The 20,489-nt window shown below is 73.3% G+C and carries 18 protein-coding genes; 3 read left to right on the top strand and 15 right to left on the bottom strand.

Annotated elements, in window-relative coordinates; genetic code table 11:
• Positions 1-193: 193 nt before the first annotated feature.
• Positions 194-1,333 carry a glycerophosphodiester phosphodiesterase gene (locus ACIA79_RS14885; protein ID WP_399428648.1) on the bottom strand — a complete coding sequence of 380 codons (1,140 nt, stop codon included), beginning with the start codon at positions 1,331-1,333 and terminating at the stop codon, positions 194-196.
• 247 nt (positions 1,334-1,580) lie between these two features.
• On the opposite strand from ACIA79_RS14885, the gene ACIA79_RS14890 reads away from it, so the two are divergent.
• Complete coding sequence (locus ACIA79_RS14890; RefSeq protein WP_399428649.1) at positions 1,581-2,252, top strand: lysophospholipid acyltransferase family protein; 672 nt, start codon at positions 1,581-1,583, stop codon at positions 2,250-2,252.
• A gap of 294 nt (positions 2,253-2,546) precedes the next feature.
• On the opposite strand, the gene ACIA79_RS14895 is transcribed toward ACIA79_RS14890, so the two are convergent.
• The 4 genes from ACIA79_RS14895 to ACIA79_RS14910 all read right to left on the bottom strand — a co-directional run bounded on the left by ACIA79_RS14895 (position 2,547) and on the right by ACIA79_RS14910 (position 7,639).
• Complete coding sequence (locus tag ACIA79_RS14895; protein ID WP_399428650.1) at positions 2,547-4,091, bottom strand: MFS transporter; 1,545 nt, start codon at positions 4,089-4,091, stop codon at positions 2,547-2,549.
• Positions 4,088-4,639, bottom strand: coding sequence for a TetR/AcrR family transcriptional regulator (locus ACIA79_RS14900; protein WP_399428651.1), 552 nt, complete (start codon positions 4,637-4,639; stop codon positions 4,088-4,090). The genes ACIA79_RS14895 and ACIA79_RS14900 overlap by 4 nt, the downstream gene beginning before the upstream one ends.
• 207 nt (positions 4,640-4,846) lie before the next feature.
• Positions 4,847-6,274 (bottom strand): argininosuccinate lyase, encoded by a 1,428-nt coding sequence (gene argH / locus ACIA79_RS14905; RefSeq protein WP_399428652.1) that lies wholly within the window; start codon positions 6,272-6,274, stop codon positions 4,847-4,849.
• Positions 6,275-6,445: 171 nt separating this feature from the next.
• On the bottom strand, positions 6,446-7,639 hold the full coding sequence (locus tag ACIA79_RS14910; RefSeq protein WP_399428653.1) for an argininosuccinate synthase: 1,194 nt from the start codon (positions 7,637-7,639) through the stop codon (positions 6,446-6,448).
• A 196-nt stretch (positions 7,640-7,835) separates the two neighbouring features.
• Here ACIA79_RS14910 and ACIA79_RS14915 point away from each other — a divergent pair, with 196 nt between their 5' ends.
• Positions 7,836-8,519: a L,D-transpeptidase gene (locus ACIA79_RS14915; protein ID WP_399428654.1), complete on the top strand. Its 684-nt coding sequence runs from the start codon at positions 7,836-7,838 to the stop codon at positions 8,517-8,519.
• A gap of 87 nt (positions 8,520-8,606) precedes the next feature.
• Here the strand turns inward: ACIA79_RS14915 and ACIA79_RS14920 are convergent, their stop codons facing one another.
• From ACIA79_RS14920 to ACIA79_RS14965, 10 genes are all read right to left on the bottom strand, one after another.
• Positions 8,607-9,170 (bottom strand): arginine repressor, encoded by a 564-nt coding sequence (locus tag ACIA79_RS14920; protein ID WP_399428655.1) that lies wholly within the window; start codon positions 9,168-9,170, stop codon positions 8,607-8,609.
• Between the two features lie 7 nt (positions 9,171-9,177).
• Positions 9,178-10,374, bottom strand: coding sequence for an acetylornithine transaminase (locus ACIA79_RS14925; protein WP_399428656.1), 1,197 nt, complete (start codon positions 10,372-10,374; stop codon positions 9,178-9,180).
• Positions 10,371-11,273, bottom strand: a complete 903-nt coding sequence (argB, locus tag ACIA79_RS14930; protein WP_399428657.1) for an acetylglutamate kinase — start codon at positions 11,271-11,273, stop codon at positions 10,371-10,373. Before argB ends, ACIA79_RS14925 begins: the two co-directional genes overlap by 4 nt.
• The gene (argJ, locus tag ACIA79_RS14935) at positions 11,270-12,421 is read right to left on the bottom strand and encodes a bifunctional glutamate N-acetyltransferase/amino-acid acetyltransferase ArgJ (protein WP_399428658.1); all 1,152 of its coding nucleotides are present in this window, start codon (positions 12,419-12,421) and stop codon (positions 11,270-11,272) included. The genes argB and argJ overlap by 4 nt, the downstream gene beginning before the upstream one ends.
• Positions 12,422-12,533: 112 nt before the next feature.
• Entirely contained in the window at positions 12,534-13,562 is a 1,029-nt protein-coding gene (gene argC, locus ACIA79_RS14940; protein WP_399428659.1) for an N-acetyl-gamma-glutamyl-phosphate reductase, read from the bottom strand.
• Between the two features lie 246 nt (positions 13,563-13,808).
• Positions 13,809-15,101, bottom strand: coding sequence for an alpha/beta fold hydrolase (locus ACIA79_RS14945; protein WP_399428661.1), 1,293 nt, complete (start codon positions 15,099-15,101; stop codon positions 13,809-13,811).
• 225 nt (positions 15,102-15,326) lie between these two features.
• Positions 15,327-16,013, bottom strand: coding sequence for a response regulator (locus ACIA79_RS14950; protein ID WP_399428662.1), 687 nt, complete (start codon positions 16,011-16,013; stop codon positions 15,327-15,329).
• A complete protein-coding gene (locus tag ACIA79_RS14955; protein WP_399428876.1) occupies positions 16,010-17,401 on the bottom strand; it encodes a sensor histidine kinase in 1,392 nt (463 codons plus the stop codon). Before ACIA79_RS14955 ends, ACIA79_RS14950 begins: the two co-directional genes overlap by 4 nt.
• A 28-nt stretch (positions 17,402-17,429) precedes the next feature.
• Positions 17,430-18,596 (bottom strand): acyltransferase, encoded by a 1,167-nt coding sequence (locus ACIA79_RS14960; protein ID WP_399428663.1) that lies wholly within the window; start codon positions 18,594-18,596, stop codon positions 17,430-17,432.
• A complete protein-coding gene (locus tag ACIA79_RS14965; protein WP_399428664.1) occupies positions 18,589-19,542 on the bottom strand; it encodes an alpha/beta hydrolase in 954 nt (317 codons plus the stop codon). Before ACIA79_RS14965 ends, ACIA79_RS14960 begins: the two co-directional genes overlap by 8 nt.
• Before the next feature lie 362 nt (positions 19,543-19,904).
• On the opposite strand from ACIA79_RS14965, the gene ACIA79_RS14970 reads away from it, so the two are divergent.
• Positions 19,905-20,453, top strand: coding sequence for a hypothetical protein (locus ACIA79_RS14970; RefSeq protein WP_399428665.1), 549 nt, complete (start codon positions 19,905-19,907; stop codon positions 20,451-20,453).
• Positions 20,454-20,489 lie beyond the last annotated feature (36 nt).

A 20,489-nucleotide genomic window follows, 5' to 3' on the forward strand; every position in this document is an offset into this window, starting at 1 on the left:
AGCGGGGTCCTCGGGCACCGAGAAGTGCGGCACCAGGGCCTCGTACAGCGCCTTGAGCCGCTCGGTCTCCGCCTCGTCGGGGGGGGGGGGGGGGGGGGGGGGGGGGGGGCGGGGGCGGCCCCCCCCCCCCCCCCCCCCCCCCCCCCCCCCGCGACCCGGCGGGCGTGACCCGGCGGGCGTGACCCGGTGGGCGTCAGCGGTTGCGGAAGTCCGCCGCCGCCAGCAGCCCCGTGTCGGGGTGGTCGGTGAAGATGCCGTCGATACCGGTCGCGAAGTACGCCTCGTACGCCCCGAAGACGTCCCCGAACGCCGTCGGGTCCGTACCGCGCCGGAAGTCGGCCGGGAGGAAGCTGTTCTCGTTGCGCAGCGTGTACGGGTGGAGGACCAGGCCCTTGGCGTGCGCGTCGCGCACCAGAGTGGTGGGCTCGCCCAGCCTGCCGTCCTCGCCGCGGGGGATGACGAGGTCCAGCAGCGGGCCGATGCCCTGCGCGAAGGACGCGATCCACTGCAGGCCCCGGGGCGTGATCAGATCGGCCACCGTGCGCGGGTCGCCCGTCTCGCGGAAGTCCCAGGGCCGGTCGTCCGCCGTCCACAGCAGCACGACGCGCGGCGTGCGGACGAGCTTCGCCATCCGCTGCATGCTGGTCGGCTCGAAGGACTGCAGGAACGTCGGCGAGTCGGCGCCGTCGCGCCCGTACCGCCGCAGCAGCCTCGCGAGCCGCTCCTCCAGGCCGAGGCCCAGCGCGCGGAAGTAGGTGGGGTGCTTGGTCTCGACGTGGAGCCACACCGGGTGGCCGCGGCGGCGGCCCTCCTTCTCCGCCCAGCGCAGCACCTCCTCGAAGGTGGGAACCGCCCAGCGCCCGTCGTACACGGTGTTCTCCTGGCGCGTGCCGGGGATGCGCTCCTTCGCGCGCAGGGTCTTCAGCTCCGCGAGGGTGAAGTCCTCGGTGAACCAGCCCGTCAGGGCCGTGCCGTCGACGGTCTTCGTCGTCCTGCGGGAGGCGAACTCGGGGTGGTCGGCGACGTCCGTCGTGCCCGTGATGTCGTTCTCGTGGCGGCAGACCAGGTGCCCGTCCTTCGTGGGGACGAGGTCCTGCTCGATGACGTGCGCGCCCATGTCGAGGGCGAGCTGGTACGCGCCGAGGGTGTGCTCGGGCCGGTGGCCACTGGCGCCGCGGTGCGCGATGACCGCCGGGACGGGCAGCTCGCGGTAGGGGGCGGACGGCCGGGCGTGGGCCGTGCCGCCGCCGGCCGCGAGGGCGGCGGCCGGGCCGAGCACCGCCGCTCCCAGCACGGTCCGCCGGCCCGGGGTCCTGCGCGCACCCTGTGTCATGGAGGCTCCTTCGTGTACGTCGTCGAGCATCGTGGGCGTCCTTTCGGACGATCGAGCGGGGCCGATGGTAGGGAATTCGGCCTTACGTACGGGAGACCCCCGACGAACGGGTGGAAAACACAGGTCAACACCGTGTATCGGCGGTGTGAACCCGGTGTGCGGGGGCACGTGACCCGCGAGTATCGTCCTCACCTGCACATACTGGTACTGGTCACTTACTCGGTCGGCTACTTCGTCGGAGGACTCGTTGTCCCGCTTCGCACTCATCAAGGCAGTGCTCGGCCCGGTCTTGCGCCTGATGTTCCGCCCCCGGGTGGAGGGCGCCGAGCACATCCCCGGCACGGGTCCGGTCATCCTCGCGGGCAACCACCTGACGTTCATCGACTCCATCGTGCTGCCGGTCGTCTGCGACCGGCAGGTCGTCTTCATCGGCAAGGACGAGTACGTCACGGGCAAGGGGCTCAAGGGCCGGCTCATGGCCTGGTTCTTCACGGGCGTCGGCATGATCCCGGTGGACCGCGACGGCGCGAACGGCGGTGTCGCGGCGCTGATGACCGGGCGTCGGGTGCTGGAGGAGGGCAGGATGTTCGGCATCTACCCGGAGGGCACCCGCTCCCCCGACGGCCGGCTCTACCGGGGCCGTACGGGGATCGCGCGGCTGACGCTGATGACGGGCGCGCCGGTGGTGCCGTTCGCGGTGATCGGCACGGACAAGCTCCAGCCGGGCGGCGCGGGCCTGCCGCGCCCGGGCCGGGTGACGGTGCGTTTCGGCGAGCCGATGGAGTTCTCGCGCTACGAGGGCATGGACCGCGACCGCTATGTGCTGCGGGCGGTGACGGACTCGGTGATGGCCGAGGTCATGCGGCTGTCGGGCCAGGAGTACGTGGACATGTACGCCACGAAGGCCAAGGCGGCGTAGCGGCCCGTGGCCGCAGGGCCACACGGCACGTGGGCCGGCGCCCCCGTACAGCGGACGGCTGTACGGGGGCGCCGGCCGTTTCACGCGGCGGGCCTAGGGGGTGTCGCGAAGTGGCGTCGTCCGCCCGCAGGGCGGGGCCGGCGGCGTCCGGTGCGTGCGATCGCAAGGCGGAAGAGCCGGCCACGTGCGGTGGGGGCACCTCCCGTGCCCGAAGGGCAACGGGGGTGACCGACGACAACGCAGCGAGCGTGCGTGCCGGGCGTTGCCGGGCAGACGGGAATTTGCGGACACCCCCTACGGGTGCTCCACGCCGTCCGCGAGCTTCTGGCCGCGCAGCAGGAACCACGCCGCGACCGCGGTCGCCAGCAGGACCACCGCGCCGACGCCCGCCGCGATGCGCAGGCCCTCGACGAACGCGTCCTGGGCGGCCGTGACGAGCGCGGCGGCCGTCGCGTCCGGCAGTCCGGCGGACACCTCCACCGCGCCGCCCAGCGATTGGTGCGCCGCGGCGGCCGTACCGGCGGGAACGCCGTCCGGCGTGACGAAGTCGCTGTAGACGCCCGTCACCACGGAGCCGAGCAGCGCGATGCCGAGCGCCGCGCCCAGCTCGTACGCCGTCTCCGAGACCGCGGACGCGGCGCCCGCCTGCTCCCGCGGGACGCTGGAGAGGATCACGTCCGCGGTGACGGTGAACGCGAAGCCCGCGCCCACGCCGACGACCAGCAGCGTCGCGCCGAGCAGCGGGTAGCCGGTGGTCCGGTCGAGCAGGGTCAGCGCGGCCAGCGCCAGGCCGACCGCGGCGAGGCCGCCCGACACCACGGACCGCACCGAGAAGCGGCGGGCGACCACGCCGGCCACCAGACCGGCCGTCACGGCTCCGACGGCGGCGGGCAGTTCCGCCAGACCGGCCTCCAGCGGCTCGCGCCCCTGGACCAGCTGGAGGAACTGGGAGAGGAAGAACACCAGCCCGGACAGTCCGAGAATGGTCAGCAGGTCCGCCAGAACCGCTCCGGAGAAGCCCCGGTGGTGAAAGAGCCTCATGTCCAGCAGGGGCGCCTCCAGCCGGAGCTGGCGCCGCACGAACAGGGTCAGCGCGGACGCGCCGGCCACGGCGGCGACGGCCATGTCGAGGCGCAGGCCGTGCGCGGCCGCCTCCTTGACCGCGTAGACGACGCCGATCATGCCGACGAGCGAGAGCGCGACACTGGGCAGGTCCCACGGGCCGGGCGCCGGGTTCTTGGACTCGGGGATCAGCTTGGCGCCCACGACCACCAGGACCACCATGACCGGCAGGTTGATCAGGAAGACCGAGCCCCACCAGAAGTGCTCCAGCAGGAAGCCGCCGACGACGGGGCCGACGGCCGCGCCCGCGGAGGCCATGGCTCCCCAGATGCCGATGGCGAGGCTGCGCTCGCGCGGGTCGTGGAAGAGGTTGCGGATGAGCGCCAGCGTCGACGGCATCAGGGTGGCACCGGCGACCCCGAGCAGCGCCCGCGCCACGATCATCATCTCGGGGCTGGTGGCGTACGCGTTGAGCACCGACACGGCGCCGAAGGCGGCGGCACCCGTCAGCAGCAGCTTCTTGCGGCCGATGCGGTCGCCGAGGCTGCCCATGGAGACGAGGAGACCGGCGATGACGAAGGAGTAGACGTCGCCGATCCACAGCAGCTGCGTACCGGTCGGGCGGAGGTCCTCGCTGAGGAACGGGGTCGCGAGGCCGAGCACGGTGGCGTCGACCGCGACGAGCAGCACGGCCAGGACGAGCACGGCGAGCGCCAGCCACCGCCCGAGCCGGCTGACGACCTCCGATTCCTCGGCCGGCTGTGCGGGTCGGATCATTTGTCCACGCTCCTGCGTGCTCCGCCGAGCAGCAGCTCGGCGATCATGTACTGGAAGTCCTTGCCGGCCACCCGGCCGTCCTGCACCGCCCAGGCGCAGGTGCCGACGAGGCCGTAGAGCGCCTCCGTGAGCCAGGCCGGCGACAGGTCGATCCGGAAGTCGCCCTCCTCCTGGCCGCGCCGGAAGAGCGCGGCGACCCGGGCGTCGAGGCGGGCCCAGCCCTCGTTCATCTGGTCGCCCTCGAAGAGCTGGTTCTCGGTGACGAGGAAGGCGAGCAGTCCGGCGACCGGCTCCACCCCGGCGATGAGCCGGCGCAGCGCCTCCTCGGCGGTGCCGTCGTCGAACCGGGCCCGGTCGATGGCTGCCTCGAACTCCTGGATCCCGAGCGACTCCAGCGCCCTGACCAGCGCGTCCCGCCCGGCGAAGTGCCGATGGAGGGTCGCGCGGCCGATTCCCGCGGCGCGGGCGACCTCGTCCATGGTGGCGGTCGCCTTGCGGGAGAGGAGGGCGGCGGCGGTGCGCAGCACCTGCTCACGATCGACTGTCATGAGACGACCATACCCCCAAGTGAGACATCAACGTCTCATTCGGAATGCGAGTGCCTCACCGGAGGGGTAACGCCTCCGGAGACCTCCGGCCCTTTCCGGAAACGCCGCCACCCGGTCGCTGCGCGCCGATCCCCCTCCGTACCGGGCCGATACGGGGAGGATCTCGGCGCGCTCGCGGACCGGGCGGCGGCGCTGTGACGGGAGGGGTTACCGCTCGGCGGTGGCCCAGGCGCGCTGGATGACCAGGTCGGCCTTGACCTCGGCGAGCTGGACGGCGACGGCGGAGGGGGCCGTGCCGCCGCGGCCGCTGCGGGAGGCCAGGGCGCCGGGGACGTTCAGGACCGTCCGCACCTCGGGGGTGAGGTGCTCGGAGATCTTCGCGAACTGCTCGTCGGTGAGCTGGTCGAGCTCGATGCCGTGCGCCTCGCACTCCTTGACGCACTCGCCCGCGACCTCGTGCGCCACCCGGAACGGCACGCCCTGCTTCACCAGCCACTCCGCGATGTCCGTCGCGAGCGAGAAGCCGGCCGGGGCGAGCTCCTCCATCCGCTCCCGGTTGACGGTGAGCGTGGCCATCATGCCGGTGAAGGCCGGGAGCAGGACCTCCAGCTGGTCGCAGGAGTCGAACACCGGCTCCTTGTCCTCCTGGAGGTCGCGGTTGTACGCGAGGGGCAGGGCCTTGAGGGTCGCCATGAGGCCGGTCAGGTTGCCGATCAGGCGGCCGGACTTGCCGCGCGCGAGCTCGGCGATGTCCGGGTTCTTCTTCTGCGGCATGATCGACGAGCCGGTGGAGAAGGCGTCGTGCAGGGTCACGAAGGAGAACTCCTTCGTGTTCCAGATGATGACCTCCTCGGCGATCCGGGAGAGGTTCACGCCGATCATCGCGGTGATGAAGGCGAACTCGGCGACGAAGTCGCGCGAGGCCGTGCCGTCGATCGAGTTGCCCGCGCTGCCGTTCTCGAAGCCCAGGTCCTTGGCGACCGCCTCCGGGTCCAGCCCGAGGGAGGAGCCGGCGAGGGCGCCGGAGCCGTACGGGGAGACCGCCGTGCGCTTGTCCCACTGGCGCAGCCGCTCCGCGTCCCGGGAGAGCGACTGGACGTGGGCGAGCACATGGTGGGCGAAGAGCACGGGCTGGGCGTGCTGGAGGTGGGTGCGGCCCGGCATGGCGACGTCCGGGTGGGCCTCGGCGAGGCCGACGAGGGCGTCCTGGAGGTCGGCGAGGAGGCCGCCGATGATCCGGGCGTGGTCGCGCAGGTACATCCGGAACAGCGTGGCGACCTGGTCGTTGCGGGACCGGCCGGCCCGCAGCTTGCCGCCCAGGTCGGGCCCGAGGCGCTCCAGCAGCCCGCGCTCCAGCGCGGTGTGGACGTCCTCGTCGGCGATGGTGCCGGTGAACGACCCGTCGGCCACGTCGGCCTCCAGCCGGTCGAGGCCCGCCAGCATGCGCGTCAGCTCGTCGTCGGTGAGCAGCCCGGCCTGGTGGAGCACGCGGGCGTGGGCCCGGGAGCCGGCGATGTCGTACGGCGCGAGGCGCCAGTCGAAGTGCACGGACGCCGACAGCTTGGCCAGCGCCTCGGCGGGACCGTCGGCGAAACGGCCGCCCCAGAGCCGGACGTCACCGTTGTTGCTGCTCACTGCTTGCTCCTCCGAGGGGTGGTGCACGGTTCGGGATGCACTGTTCGGGACAGGGGATTCACCGCGCGGGACGCACGGTCCGGACGGCGGTGCGCGGGACGCGCCGCGCCGGATGTGCGACCGCCTCCCCGCCGGGATCAACGGGGAGGCGGTGTGGCGGGCGGACGCGGATCAGGCGAGGTCGCGCTTGGCCGCGATCTTCGACGAGAGGGCGAAGATGTCGATGAAGCCCTGGGCCTTCGACTGGTCGAAGGTGTCGCCGGTGTCGTAGGTCGCCAGGTTGAAGTCGTAGAGCGACTCGTCGGACTTCCGGCCGGTGACGACGGCGCGGCCGCCGTGGAGGGTCATCCGGATGTCGCCGGAGACGTGCTGGTTGGCCTCGGTGATGAAGCCGTCCAGGGCCCGCTTGAGCGGGGAGAACCACAGGCCGTCGTAGACGAGCTCGCCCCAGCGCTGCTCGACCTGCCGCTTGTAGCGGGCCAGCTCGCGCTCGACGGTGACGTTCTCCAGCTCCTGGTGGGCGGTGATCAGTGCGATGGCACCGGGGGCCTCGTAGACCTCGCGGGACTTGATGCCGACGAGCCGGTCCTCGACCATGTCGATCCGGCCGATGCCCTGGGCGCCGGCCCGCTCGTTGAGCTGCTGGATGGCCTGCAGGACGGTGACGGGCTTGCCGTCGAGGGCGACCGGGACACCCTCCTTGAAGGTGATGATCACCTCGTCGGCCTCGCGCGGCGCGGCCGGGTTGGAGGTGTACTCGTAGATGTCCTCGATCGGCGCGTTCCAGATGTCCTCGAGGAAGCCGGTCTCGACGGCGCGGCCGAAGACGTTCTGGTCGATGGAGTACGGGGACTTCTTGCTGGTCGCGATCGGGAGCTCCGCCTTCTCGGCGAAGGCGATCGCCTTGTCCCGGGTCATGGCGTAGTCACGGACCGGAGCGATGCACTTCAGGTCGGGCCCGAGAGCCTGGATGCCGGCCTCGAAGCGGACCTGGTCGTTGCCCTTGCCCGTGCAGCCGTGGGCGACGATGCCGGCGCCGTGCTTCTCGGCGGCGGCGACCAAGTGCTTGACGATGGCGGGCCGGGAGAGCGCCGAGACGAGCGGGTAGCGGTCCATGTACAGGGCGTTCGCCTTGATCGCCGGGAGGCAGTACTCCTCGGCGAACTCGTCCTTGGCGTCCGCGACCTCCGCCTCGACCGCACCGCAGGCGAGCGCGCGCTTGCGGATGACGTCCAGGTCCTCGCCGCCCTGGCCGACGTCCACGGCGACGGCGATGACCTCGGCACCCGTCTCCTCGGCGATCCAGCCGATGGCGACGGAGGTGTCCAGTCCGCCCGAGTAGGCGAGTACGACGCGCTCGGTCACGGGTTTCTCCTTACGGTGCATTCACTGACAGGTATAACTATGCAGACCCCTGTATGTTTTGTCAACGCAGCTCGTCGCCCAGGGGCACGGGTCAAGGGGCACGGGGGGTCCGGGGACGCCGGGTCGGTGGCGGGTGGCCGCCCGTCCGGACGCGTCGTACGGGCGGGGCGCGGCAGCGCGGCGTAGCGTCCGCGGCATGCGCCTCGCTCTCGTGCTCGCGTCCGTCCTGCTGCTGCTCCCGCCGGCGGAGGGTGCGCCCCTGCCCGCGCGGATGGCCGACACCGGGGGCGGTACGCAGCTGATCACGGCCGAGGCGCCGCACGCCGGCTCCACGACCGGAACGGTGAGCTGGTGGGACCGGCGCGGCGGCCGGTGGGCGCGGGCCGGCTCCACGACGGCGCGCTTCGGCGCGAACGGCCTGGTGGACGGGGCGCGGCGCCGGCAGGGCACCTCGACCACGCCCACGGGCCTGTACTCGCTGCCGTACGCCTTCGGCATCCAGGCCGCCCCGCCGGGCACGGGCTTCGCCTACCGCCGCGTGACCCGCGACTCGTGGTGGTGCCAGGACAACCGGTCGCGGTCGTACAACCGCTGGGTGGAGGGGCTGCCCGCCGACTGCCGGGCGGCCGAGTCCGAGCACCTCCTCACCTACGGGCGGCAGTACGCCCACGCCCTGGTGACCGGGTTCAACTACGCACGCCCCGTCCGCGGGCGGGGCGCCGGCATCTTCCTGCACGTCGCCGGCGACGGCCCCACGGCGGGGTGCGTGTCGGTGCCGCTGCGCGCGATGGAGCGGATCCTGGCGTGGGCGGAGCCGGGCCGGCGACCGCACATCGCGATCGGCACGGCGTCGGGGCCGACCGCCCTCACCCGCTACTGACGCCCGCTCACCCGGCCCGGGGGGCCTGCCCGTCCGGCCCGGCCGCCCGCTCGCCCCGCGCCGGGGAGCGCCCTGCCGCTCGGCGCCCTACCGCTCGCGCTGCGCCAGGCGCAGCAGGTGGTCGGCGAGCGCCTGGCCGCCGGCCGGGTCACGCGAGATGAGCAGCAGCGTGTCGTCGCCCGCGATGGTGCCCAGGACGGCGTGCAGTTCCGCCTGGTCGATGGCGGAGGCGAGGAACTGCGCCGCGCCCGGCGGGGTGCGCAGCACCACCAGGTTGGCGGACGCCTCGGCGGAGATCAGCAGTTCGGCGGAGAGGCGCCGCATGCGCTCCTCCTTGGCCGACTCCCCGAGCGGTGCCTGCGGCGTGCGGAAGCCGCCCTCGCTGGGGACCGCGTAGATCAGTTCGCCGCCCGTGTTGCGGATCTTCACCGCGCCGAGCTCGTCGAGGTCGCGGGAGAGCGTCGCCTGAGTGACGCTCAGCCCGTCGTCCGCGAGGAGCTTCGCCAGCTGGCTCTGGGAGCGGACCGGCTGCCGGTTGAGGATGTCCACGATCCGGCGGTGGCGTGCGGTGCGGGTCTGCGGAACGGACGGCCCTCCCCCAGACTCCGTCTGGGGGGACCCCCAGTGGTCATTGTCCTGGGTCTGGCTCATCGTCGTCTCATTCTCCGGATCGTCCTTCCCCGTTGACTGCGTCCAGGACGCCGGGCAGGGCCCGGAGGAAGGCGTCCACCTCGTCGTCACCGATGATCAGCGGCGGCATGAGCCGTACGACATCGGGGGCGGGCGCGTTCACCAGGAGGCCGGCGTCCTGAGCCGCCTGCTGCGCCTGGGGCGCGAGGGGCTCGGTGAGCACGATACCCAGCAGCAGGCCGGCGCCACGGACGTGGGAGACCAGCGGGTGGCCCAGGGCCTCGATCCCGTCGCGCAGTTTCTCCCCGAGCCGCTTGACCTGGTCGAGGGCGGAACCGGCGGCCAGGGTGTCGAGCACGGCCAGACCGGCGGCGCAGGCCACGGGGTTTCCGCCGAAGGTGGTGCCGTGGTGCCCCGGGCCGAACAGCTCGGCCGCCGGGCCGAAGGCGACGGTCGCGCCGAGGGGCAGCCCGCCGCCCAGGCCCTTGGCGAGGGTGACGACGTCGGGCTCGACGCCGTGCGCCTGGTGCTCGAACCAGTGGCCGCAGCGGCCGATGCCGGTCTGCACCTCGTCGAGGACGAGGAGGGTCCCGGTGGCGCGGGTGATCTCGCGGGCCGCCTTGAGGTAGCCGGCGGGCGGGACGACGACGCCGTTCTCGCCCTGGACGGGCTCGATGATGACGAACGCCGTCCGGTCGGTGACGGCCGACCGCAGCGCCTCCACGTCTCCGTACGGCACATGGGTGACGTCACCGGGGAGCGGCAGGAACGGCTCCTGCTTGCCGGGCTGGCCGGTGAGTGCGAGCGAGCCCATGGTGCGGCCGTGGAACCCGCCGTCGGTGGCGACCATGTGGGTGCGGCCGGTCAGCCGGCCGATCTTGAAGGCCGCTTCGTTGGCCTCGGCGCCGGAGTTGCAGAAGAAGACCTTGCCGGGGCGGCCGAAGAGCTGGAGCAGCCGCTCGGCGAGCGCGACGGGCGGCTCGGCGACGAAGAGGTTCGAGACGTGACCGAGCGAGGCGATCTGCGCCGAGACGGCCTCGACGACCGCGGGGTGGGCGTGGCCGAGGGCGTTGACGGCGATGCCGCCGACGAAGTCCAGGTATTCGGTGCCGTCGGCGTCCCAGACCCTGGCGCCCGCACCGCGCACGAGGGAGAGCCGGGGCGTGCCGTAGTTGTTCATCAGGGCGCCCTGCCAGCGCCCGGTCAGCTGCTCGTTCGCGCTCACGGCTCCCCCTGTCCGTCCGGCACGACCATGGTGCCGATGCCCTCGTCGGTGAAGATCTCCAGCAGGATGGAGTGCTGCACGCGGCCGTCGATGACGCGCGCGGTGGTCACGCCGTTGCGTACGGCGTGCAGGCAGCCCTCCATCTTGGGGACCATGCCGCTGGAGAGCTCGGGCAGCAGCTTCTCCAGCTCGGTGGCGGTGAGGCGGCTGATGACCTCGTCGCTGTGGGGCCAGTCCTCGTAGAGGCCCTCGACGTCGGTGAGGACCATCAGGGTCTCGGCACCCAGCGCCGCAGCGAGTGCCGCAGCCGCCGTATCAGCATTGACGTTGTAGACATGTCCGTCGTCCTGGGAACGGGCGATCGACGAGACGACCGGGATGCGGCCGTCGGCGAGCAGGGCCTCGATGGCGCCGGCGTCGATCGCGGTGATCTCGCCGACCCGTCCGATGTCGACGAGCTCGCCGTCGATGCGCGGCTGGTGCTTGGTGGCGGTGATGGTGTGCGCGTCCTCGCCGGTGAGGCCGACGGCGAGCGGGCCGTGCCGGTTGAGCAGCCCGACGAGCTCGCGCTGGACCTGGCCGGCGAGGACCATGCGGACGACGTCCATCGCGTCCTCGGTGGTGACCCGCAGGCCCGCCTTGAACTCGCTGACGATGCCGTGGCGGTCCAGGGCGGCGCTGATCTGCGGGCCGCCGCCGTGCACGACGACCGGCTTGAGGCCGGCGTGGTGCAGGAAGACGACGTCCTGGGCGAAGGCGGCCTTGAGGTCCTCGTCGATCATGGCGTTGCCGCCGAACTTGATGACGACGGTCTTGCCGCGGTGGCGGGTCAGCCAGGGCAGCGCCTCGATGAGGATCTGGGCCTTGGGCAGGGCGGTGTGTTTCCGCGTCGTGCTCATGAGCTGTACGCGCTGTTCTCGTGGACGTAGTCGGCGGTGAGGTCGTTGGTCCAGATCACCGCGGACTGCGAGCCCGCCGCCAGGTCGGCGGTGATCGTCACCTCGCGGTACCGCATGTCGACGAGGTCGCGGTCCTCGCCGACCGAGCCGTTCTTGCAGACCCAGACGCCGTTGATGGCGACGTTGAGCCGGTCGGGCTCGAAGGCGGCTCGGGTGGTGCCGATGGCGGACAGGACGCGGCCCCAGTTGGGGTCCTCGCCGTGGAGGGCGCACTTGAGGAGGTTGTTGCGGGCGATGGAGCGGCCCACCTCGACGGCGTCCTCCTCGGTCGCCGCGTTGACGACCTCGACGCGGATGTCCTTGGACGCCCCTTCGGCGTCCCCGATGAGCTGGCGGCCGAGGTCGTCGCAGACCGCGCGGACGGCATCGGCGAAGTCGGCGTACGCCGGGGTGGTGCCGGAGGCGCCGGAGGCGAGCAGCAGGACGGTGTCGTTGGTGGACATGCAGCCGTCGGAGTCGACCCGGTCGAAGGTGACGCGGGTGGCGTCGCGCAGCGCCTTGTCGAGCGTCGGGGCGTCCACGTCGGCGTCGGTGGTGAGGACGACGAGCATGGTGGCCAGGCCGGGGGCGAGCATGCCCGCGCCCTTGGCCATGCCGCCGACGGTCCAGCCGTCCTTCGTGACGACGGACGTCTTGTGGACGGTGTCGGTGGTCTTGATGGCGATGGCGGCCTTCTCACCGCCGTGCTCGCTGAGGGCCGCTGCGGCCTTCTCGACACCGGGCAGCAGCTTGTCCATGGGCAGCAGGACGCCGATGAGGCCGGTGGAGGCGACGGCGACCTCGCCGGCGCCGATGCCGAGGACGTCGGCGGCCTTCTCCGCGGTCGCGTGGGTGTCCTGGAAGCCCTTGGGGCCGGTGCAGGCGTTGGCACCGCCGGAGTTGAGCACGACGGCGGTCAGCTCACCGCTCTTGAGGACCTGCTCGGACCACAGGACGGGGGCCGCCTTGACGCGGTTGGACGTGAAGACGCCCGCGGCGGCGCGGCGAGGCCCGGTGTTGACCACGAGGGCCAGGTCCGGGTTGCCGTTCTCCTTGATCCCGGCGGCGATGCCCGCCGCCGTGAATCCTTTCGCTGCCGTGACGCTCACTGCGCTTCTCCGTTCGCTTCGCCGCGGTGGCGGCTGATGTCGCTGTCGCCCGCGCAGCACAGGGGTGCGGGGCTCGTTGTCGTCCGCCGGCCGGCGGCTGCCCGGGCGTCGCTCACGGTGCCACTCCGATCGTGGAGAGCCCGGTCCCCTCCGGGAGCCCGAGGGCGATGTTCATGCTCTGCACCGCGCCGCCGGCGGTGCCCTTGGTGAGGTTGTCGATGGCGCTGATGGCGATCACGCGGCCGGCCGCCGGGTCGTACGCGACCTGGACCTGGACGGCGTTGGAGCCGTACACGGAGGCGGTGGCGGGCCACTGCCCCTCCGGGAGCAGGTGGACGAACGGCTCGTCGGCGTAGGCCTTCTCGTACGCGGCGCGCACGTCCTCGGCCGTGGTGCCGGGCCGTGCCTTGGCGCTGCACGTGGCGAGGATGCCGCGGGCCATCGGGGCGAGGGTCGGGGTGAACGAGACCGTCACCGGCTCACCGGCGACCGCGCCGAGGTTCTGCATCATCTCGGGGGTGTGGCGGTGACCGCCGCCGACGCCGTACGGGGACATGGAGCCCATGACCTCGGAACCGAGCAGGTGCGGCTTGAGCGCCTTGCCGGCGCCGGAGGTGCCGGTGGCCGCGACGATCACGGCCTCCGGCTCGACGAGACCGCTGCCGTACGCCGGGAACAGGGCCAGGGACACGGCGGTGGGGTAACAGCCGGGCACCGCGATGCGCTTGGACCCCTCCAGCGCGGCGCGGGCACCCGGCAGCTCGGGGAGGCCGTAGGGCCAGGTGCCGGCGTGCGGGGAGCCGTAGAACGCCTCCCAGCCGGCGGCGTCCTTCAGCCGGAAGTCGGCGCCCATGTCGACGACGAGGACGTCGTCGCCGAGCTGCTCGGCGACGGCGGCGGACTGGCCGTGCGGCAGGGCCAGGAAGACGACGTCGTGGCCGGCGAGCACCTCGGCGGCGGTCGGCTCCAGGACCCGGTCGGCGAGCGGCAGCAGATGCGGCTGCAGGCCGCCGAACCGCTGGCCGGCGTTGGAGTTGCCGGTCAGGGCGCCGATCTCGACGTGGGGGTGCGCGAGGAGCAGCCGGAGGAGCTCTCCGCCCGCGTATCCGCTCGCACCCGCCACTGCTGCTCGAACTGCCATCGAATCCTCCTCATCGATGGCATGACTATACGCAGCTATGCAGCTTTATGCAAAGGCGTCCGATGTCCGACCGGCCTGGGCTTCAGGGAGCCCGCTGGGGCCGATGCACGGAACGTCCTCGCCGGCGGTTCAGCCAAGACGTCACTCCCTGCGGCGGCCCGCACACAAGCGGTGCGTGATCCGGATACGGCTCCAGCGGGGCGCCCGGTTGCGTGGCGGACGAGGCGGACACGACGGGGAGCAGTCCTACGAGTGCTCGTGCATGAGGGCGAGAAGCTGTTCAAAGACGGCCCCGTTGCTGATGCGCAGGCCATCGTGCTGGTACTCGGTGGTCACCCAGGGCTTCAGGCCGCGGATGACCTTGGTCATGCCCAGCGACAGGTCGCGGTCGAGGTACATGTCGTCGTGATAAAGGACGGCAACCGACGGAACGGTGTTGTCGCGGAGGCGATGGATGTCGTAAAGGGCGGGCCAGTCAGCGCGCTCGGCCAGGAGATGGGCGGCCTGACGGAACGGCCGCAACAGCGGGTCGGTATCGAACATCCAGGGATAGATCATCTCTCCGGTGAACAGAAGGGGTGCGTCCGAGTCGAGTGCGGCTGCGGCGTCGAAGGCGGGGAACTCATTCCGGATCCGGTGGGCGGACCAACGGGTGCCTCCCGTTCCCTGCGCGTAGGTGGCCTCGTGCAGCAGGTAGTAGAGCGGTCCGCCGGCAACGCCGGCCAGTTCGCGGTCGACTTGGAGCAGGAATGCGTCCGACGGTTCGGTACCACCGGTGAAGGGGTCTTCGAGAAGGTGGTGCAGCCGGAGGCTTCCGTCGGTGGCGCCGAGTATGTTGCCCAGGGATTGGAAGGCTTCGACGGTCAGTATTCTGCCGCTCGGCAGGATCACCCGGTGGTCGCGCAAGTATCCGCCAATGGCTCGGGCTTGGTGCACGTCGTCCGGGAATCGGTGGTAGTGCTCGGCATTCTTGATCGTGACCTTGGGATACAGGGCACGGTAGACCTGGTCCGCGGTCGCGCACACGCCGGGCAGTCCTCCGGTGATGAAGACCTCGGCGAGACCGTGCGGAGCAAAGGACAGGTACGTGGTCGCGCACAGGCCGCCGAAGCTCTGACCCAGTACGCTCCATGGCCGGTCCCCCACGAGTGTCCTGCGGACCATCTCGGCATCCCGCACGATCGCGTCCGCGCGGAAGTGCGACAGGTAGTGCGCCTGCGCGCCGGGATCCCGGATCCGGGCCGGAAGACGGCGGTCGACCGGAGTGGAGCGTCCGGTGCCGCGCTGATCCAGCAGGAGCACGCGGTAGTCCTGCAGGGCACGGTTCAGCCAGCCTTCACCACCGGTTGGGCGAGGGGCTGCAGATCCAGGGCCGCCGCCGAGGAACAACAGCCACGGGAGATCGTGGCCGGCCTTCCCCGTGACGCGTATCTCACGTGCGTACACCTGGATCCGGCGGTCATCGGGCCGGTCATGGTCGAGGGGAACAGTGAAGGTGTGGTCGATGTGCGTCGTGCCGAATCCACGGGATGTCGTCATGACGTCATCCTTGGGCCTTCACTCCTCCGCAGTGGAGTGGTTTTCGATGCGCCGCGAGCAGAGGGTGGCGCCGGACGGCCGCCTCTCCCGCGCCGGCTGTGAAGGGCCGGATGCTGTCGAGTGCTGCATCCGGCGATGGACGCACACGAAGCGCTCCGGGCCATGGGCCGTGCGGCTCCGCGCCGGGGGCGAGCACTCGTGACTCACCGGGGCGGAGGCGTCACCTCAGGGGGCAGGGGGGCCGGCCGGGCGTACCAGCCCCGTCTCGTAGGCGTGGACCGCGGCTTGCGTCCGGTCCCGCAGGCCCAGCTTGACCAGGATGCGGCTCACATGGGTCTTGACCGTCTGCTCCGCGACCACGAGGCGCTCGGCGATCTCCGCGTTGGACAGGCCCTGCGCGACCAGGGACAGGACCTCGGTCTCGCGTTCCGTGAGGTCGCCGGCGCGGCCCTTGAGCGGGGCCCGGGCGGAACGGGTCACGCGGGAGAACTCGGCGATGAGGCGCTTGGTGACGGCGGGCGCGAGCAGCGCCTCACCGCCCGCGACCACGCGGACCGCGTGCGCGAGCTCGGCGGCCGACGCGTCCTTCAGCAGGAAGCCGGAGGCGCCGGCGCGCAGCGCCTCGTACACGTACTCGTCGAGGTCGAAGGTGGTCAGGACGAGCACCTTGGCGGTGGTGCCGGGCGAGGCGGTGAGGCGGCGCGTGGCCTCGATGCCGCCGAGGCCGGGCATGCGGATGTCCATCAGGACGACGTCCGGGGCGAGGGCGTCGACCTTGGCGAGGGCGTCGAGGCCGTCGACGGCCTGCCCGACGACCTCGATGCCGGGCTCGGCGTCGAGCAGCACCGTGAAGCCCTGCCGGACCATCATCTGGTCGTCGGCGATCAGGACGCGGATGGGGGTCGTCGTCATGCGGTGTCCTCGGTGGGGGCGGTCGGGGCGGATCCGTGAGCAGCGCGGGGTGCGTCCGGGGTGCCGGGGGTGGTGTGGGTGCCGGGCGGGGCGGCCGGGAGGAGGGCGGTCACCTCGAAGCCGCCGTCCGGGGTGGGCCCCGCCGCCAGGTCGCCGCCCAGCATGGCGGTGCGCTCCCGCATGCCGAGCAGGCCGTGTCCCGCGCCGGGCGAAGGGACGGCCGGGCGGTCCGGCGGCGTGTTGGTGACGCGGACGGTGAGCCCGGACCGCGCGTACCCGAGCTCCACCCGCGCGTGCGCGCCGGGTGCGTGCCGCATCACGTTGCTCAGCGACTCCTGCACGATGCGGTACGCCGACAGCTCGACGCCCGGCGCCAGCGGGCGCGGCCGGCCGGTGGTGCCGGCGGTGACGCCGAGACCCGCACCCCGCACGTTGGCGAGGAGCTCGTCGAGCTGGGCGAGCGAGGGCTGCGGGGCGTGGCGCACGGCGTGGGCCAGGGCGTCCTCGGAACGCAGCACGCCGAGGACGCGGCGCAGTTCGGCGAGCGCCTCGACCGCGTTCTGGCGGATGCCGGCGAGGTTCTCCTTCAGCTCGTCGGGCGGATCGGCGACCAGGTGCGGCGCGACCTGCGCCTGGATGGAGATGACCGACATGTGGTGGGCGACCACGTCGTGCAGCTCGCGGGCGATGCGGTTGCGCTCCTCCAGCAGGGTGCGCCGCGCCCGCTCCTCGGCCGTGAGCTCCTCCTGGACCTCGAGTGCGGTCCGGGCCACCTGGCGACCGCGCAGCGCGGCACCGAGGACGCCGGCGACGACGAGGGCCGCGAGCGTGGCCCGGCGGGCGTACGGGCTGGTGCCCGAGCCGTACGAGGCGCACACCAGGGCCACGGCGACGCTGAGCACCAGCACCTCGGCCGCCACCCGGAGGCGCACCCGCAGCGCCACCATGAACAGCACCGCGATGTGCACGGCGAGCCCCACGGCCGTCCAGGGCGCCGGGTGCGGCGCGAGGCCGGGCTCCGGCCAGACGGTCGTCACCGGGAGGGGGTGGGCCCCGGCGAGCAGGGCGACCGCGGCCATGGCGAGCGTGGACCCCCACCAGGCGGCCAGCGGGCGGAACAGCGCGGCGACGAGCGAGACGGCCTGGACGCCCGAGAGCAGGAAGCCCAGCTCCGGGCCCATGCCGTAACCGCCGGCGTACTCCTCCGCGTTGATGGCGAAGGCGAGCGCCGCGCACACCACCAGCAGCACGACGACGGCCGGGAGCCAGTCGCCCGCCGGACGGCGCCCCGCCCCCGGCGCCGTCCGGTCACCGGTCCACAGGTCCGCGGCCAGGGTGCGGGGCAGAGCCCGCGCTCCGCGCGCCGCGCGCACGAGCACCTTCGTCATGTCCCCCCGCTTCTCCACGGTTGCCACCCTAGGCACGCCGCATCGCCTCGGACTCGGCGGGACGCCCCTCGCGCACCACCCGGCTCGCGCCCCCGGGCGCCCTTCTGCGTTCGTACGTACGGAACGCCGACCAGCACACCACCAGCGCCCCCGTGAAGACCGGGAGCCAGGCGAGCCGGGCGGCCACCCAGCCGGCGCCGTCCGGCACGGTGTGCAGCCCCGGCAGGGGGCTGTCGGCCAGCAGTCCGGTCGCGGTGACCGCGATCATCGCGGTCTGGTGCCACAGGAACACCGTCATGGCGGAGAGGTTCACCAGCGCGACGGCCGCCCAGGCCGCGGGCCGGCGCAGCGCCCGGCGCAGCGGTCCGAGCAGCAGCAGGGCGCCGCCGCACTGGGCGAGGCCGAAGGTCACGGCAGCCAGGGACGGCGGGCCGAGGTTCGAGGTCCCGGCACCGGGAACGCCGACCATGGAGGCCGGGTAGCCGGCGCCCAGGACGAGACCCGCCGCGGCCGCGGCGCCCGAGGCGAGCAGCGCCCATCCGGTCGCGCGCCCCGGCAGGCCGTTCCTCGCCCACGAGGCGCCCAGGCAGTACGGGACCAGCCAGCCGGCCACCACGTTGATCCAGCCTGCCTCCGGCGGGCCGCCCAGGCCGAACCGCACGAGGTCGGCGTGGAGCACGACGGCGAGCGGCCACAGCGGGTGCAGCCGGGCGACCAGCGGGGTCGCGGCCGTCAGCGCCGCGAAGACCACCAGGAACCACAGCGGGGACCACACCAGCCGGAGCAGGGCATGCACGGTCGGGAGGCCCGCTCCCGCCGCGAGCATCGCCCCCGCCGTGACCGCCCACACCGCCGACACGGCGGCCACGGGCCGGAACAGCCGCGCCATGCGCACGCCGAGCCACCGCCGGTACGCCTCACCGCGGGCGCGGGCGGCCGCGTGGCTCCTCGTGCCCACGTACCCGCCGACCAGGAAGAAGACCGCCAGGGTCTGCAGCATCCAGGAGACCGGGGCCAGTCCGGGCAGGTACGACAGCGGGCTGGTGACGCGTATCGCTCCGCTGTCGGCGACCAGGGCGGTCACCAGCCAGTGGCCGAGGACCACGCCGAGGATGGCGAGGGCGCGCAGGGCGTCGACGGCCCGGTCGCGGTCGGGCGGGGTGGCGGAGTCGATCCTCCGGGCGAGGTCACGCATGGTGCCTGCCCCCCGTGGGGGTCGTGCCGGACACGATCCGGGCGAGGTTCTCCAGAGAGGTGGAACCGGGCTTCAGGTAGTCGCTGTGTCCGCCCGTGCCCGCGTCGAACCCGCGGGCGCCGAACCGCTCCGACACCGGGTCCGTCCCGAACCCCACGGTTCCGAAAGGCAGTCGGAGCCGGAGGTGCGGCACGTCGGCGACCCGGTCGCCGGTGCTCCGGGCGGCCCAGACCGTGGCCCGGGTGCGCAACGCGCCGGCGTGGCCGGTGCCGGTGCCCGGGCTGCCGTACAGGACGAGATCGGTGACGCGCAGCCCCGGGGCGGCTCTCGCGCAGACCACCGAGCCGTACGAGTGGCACAGCAGCGACAGCCGGGCGCCGGGCTTGATGCCGGTCAACCGGTGTACGAAGCCGGCCAGTCGGGGTGCGGCGTCGGCCGCCCGGCCGTCGGTCAGTGCCTCAGGGCTCAGGGTGCGGGGCGTGCGGTAGCCCAGCCAGGCGACGACGGCCGCCCGGTCGCCCAGTTCCCGCCGGAGCGCCACCGCGCCCGCGTGGAAGCGCCCGTAGGTGTCGAGGCTGGTGTCGGCGCCCGGTACCAGGACGGCGATCCGCTCGGCACGGGACAGGTCCCCGACGACCTCGGCGGTGCGGCCGCCGTCGCGGCCGTCGAAGAGGAGGAAGCGGCGCTCCGGATCGGCCATCGCGCGCAGTGCGGCAGCCCGCCGCCGGTCGCCGTGGCGGGCGGCCGCGCGCTCGGCCGCGCGGATGCCGTCGCGGTGGGCGGCGTACCGCGCGTCCAGCGCGTCCGGCGCCGCGGACGTCAGGGGCGGGAGGTGCGGCGGCGCGGGAGCGGGGACGGCGGAGGGGCGCGCCGCGCCCGATACCGGCAGCGCCACCGAGGCGGTGATGAGCGCGGCGAGCAGGGCGCGGTGGAGGCGGGAGGCCATGGGCAGGTCCTTCGGGGACGCGCGTACGCGGGAGGCTCGCGGGCAGGGCCCGGCGGGCTCGCGGGGCCGGGGCGTACGGGGGTGGGGCGGCGGGTGGGGCCCGCGCCGGAGGGCTTTCCGCCTCTCCGCCGACGACGTTATGGATCACCCCGTGGAGTCGGCGTCCCGCCGGGGAGCGCACCTTCCGCGTAGTTCTCGAGTACTACGGGTCCGGGCCCCGCTGCCGCCGCCGCGGGGGCGCTCGACGGGGCGGAGCACGCCCCTCGTACGCTCGGCCGCGCCCTGGCACGGCGAGCGCCTGGAGTTTCGACGGTGCGCCGGGGAACAGGGCCACCGAGAACAGCGGGTACGGGAGGGATCAGGTGACAGCGAGTCCGGAGGCGGCCGTCCTCACACGCGTGGCGGAGCTCGTCCGTGACGCACCGGCCGGGAGGGGCGGGGCGCTGTGGCGGCTCGCGGCCGACGGCCGGCAGCTGGACGCCAACGTCGTACGGCTGGGGCCGGACGCCCGCGTGGCGGTGCACGTCGAACCGGACCTGGACGTCCTCCTGTTCGTGGTGGACGGCACCGGGCGCCTGGACACCGGCGATAACGGCGAGGGCGCGCGGGAGCTCGGCGCGGGCGCGGTGGTGTGGCTGCCGCGCGGCGCGCGGCGCGGGGTGCTGGCGGGGTCGGCGGGACTGGTCTACCTGACGGTCCACCGGCGCCGCCCGGGGCTGTCGATCCGCAGCGCGCCGCCGTCGGCGGCGGTCGCGGAGCCGGACGAGGGGGGCCGGGCCGCCGGAACCGCGGCGGGCGGCGAGCCCGTGTGCCTGCTGAACCGCGTGTGCCCGGAGTGCGGGCGCCTCGCCCCGGACGAGTCCGGCGTCCGCTTCTGCGGGCGGTGCGGCAGCCGCCTGCCGTCGGACTGAGCGCCGCAGGCCCGCGCGGGCGCTGGCGCGGGCCGG

Source organism: Streptomyces sp. NPDC051310 (genome assembly GCF_044455245.1).
Lineage (GTDB): Bacteria > Actinomycetota > Actinomycetes > Streptomycetales > Streptomycetaceae > Streptomyces.

Excerpts from the sequence above, each read along its gene's own strand:
- ACIA79_RS14915 (WP_399428654.1), top strand. The coding sequence starts at position 7,836 with ATGCGCCTCGCTCTCGTGCTCGCGTCCGTCCTGCTGCTGCTCCCGCCG.
- ACIA79_RS14955 (WP_399428876.1), bottom strand. The coding sequence starts at position 17,401 with ATGACGAAGGTGCTCGTGCGCGCGGCGCGCGGAGCGCGGGCTCTGCCC.
- ACIA79_RS14945 (WP_399428661.1), bottom strand. The coding sequence starts at position 15,101 with ATGACGACATCCCGTGGATTCGGCACGACGCACATCGACCACACCTTC.
- ACIA79_RS14885 (WP_399428648.1), bottom strand. The coding sequence starts at position 1,333 with ATGACACAGGGTGCGCGCAGGACCCCGGGCCGGCGGACCGTGCTGGGA.
- argC (WP_399428659.1), bottom strand. The coding sequence starts at position 13,562 with ATGGCAGTTCGAGCAGCAGTGGCGGGTGCGAGCGGATACGCGGGCGGA.
- ACIA79_RS14950 (WP_399428662.1), bottom strand. The coding sequence starts at position 16,013 with ATGACGACGACCCCCATCCGCGTCCTGATCGCCGACGACCAGATGATG.
- ACIA79_RS14895 (WP_399428650.1), bottom strand. The coding sequence starts at position 4,091 with ATGATCCGACCCGCACAGCCGGCCGAGGAATCGGAGGTCGTCAGCCGG.
- ACIA79_RS14900 (WP_399428651.1), bottom strand. The coding sequence starts at position 4,639 with ATGACAGTCGATCGTGAGCAGGTGCTGCGCACCGCCGCCGCCCTCCTC.
- ACIA79_RS14920 (WP_399428655.1), bottom strand. The coding sequence starts at position 9,170 with ATGAGCCAGACCCAGGACAATGACCACTGGGGGTCCCCCCAGACGGAG.
- ACIA79_RS14960 (WP_399428663.1), bottom strand. The coding sequence starts at position 18,596 with ATGCGTGACCTCGCCCGGAGGATCGACTCCGCCACCCCGCCCGACCGC.
- argB (WP_399428657.1), bottom strand. The coding sequence starts at position 11,273 with ATGAGCACGACGCGGAAACACACCGCCCTGCCCAAGGCCCAGATCCTC.
- ACIA79_RS14965 (WP_399428664.1), bottom strand. The coding sequence starts at position 19,542 with ATGGCCTCCCGCCTCCACCGCGCCCTGCTCGCCGCGCTCATCACCGCC.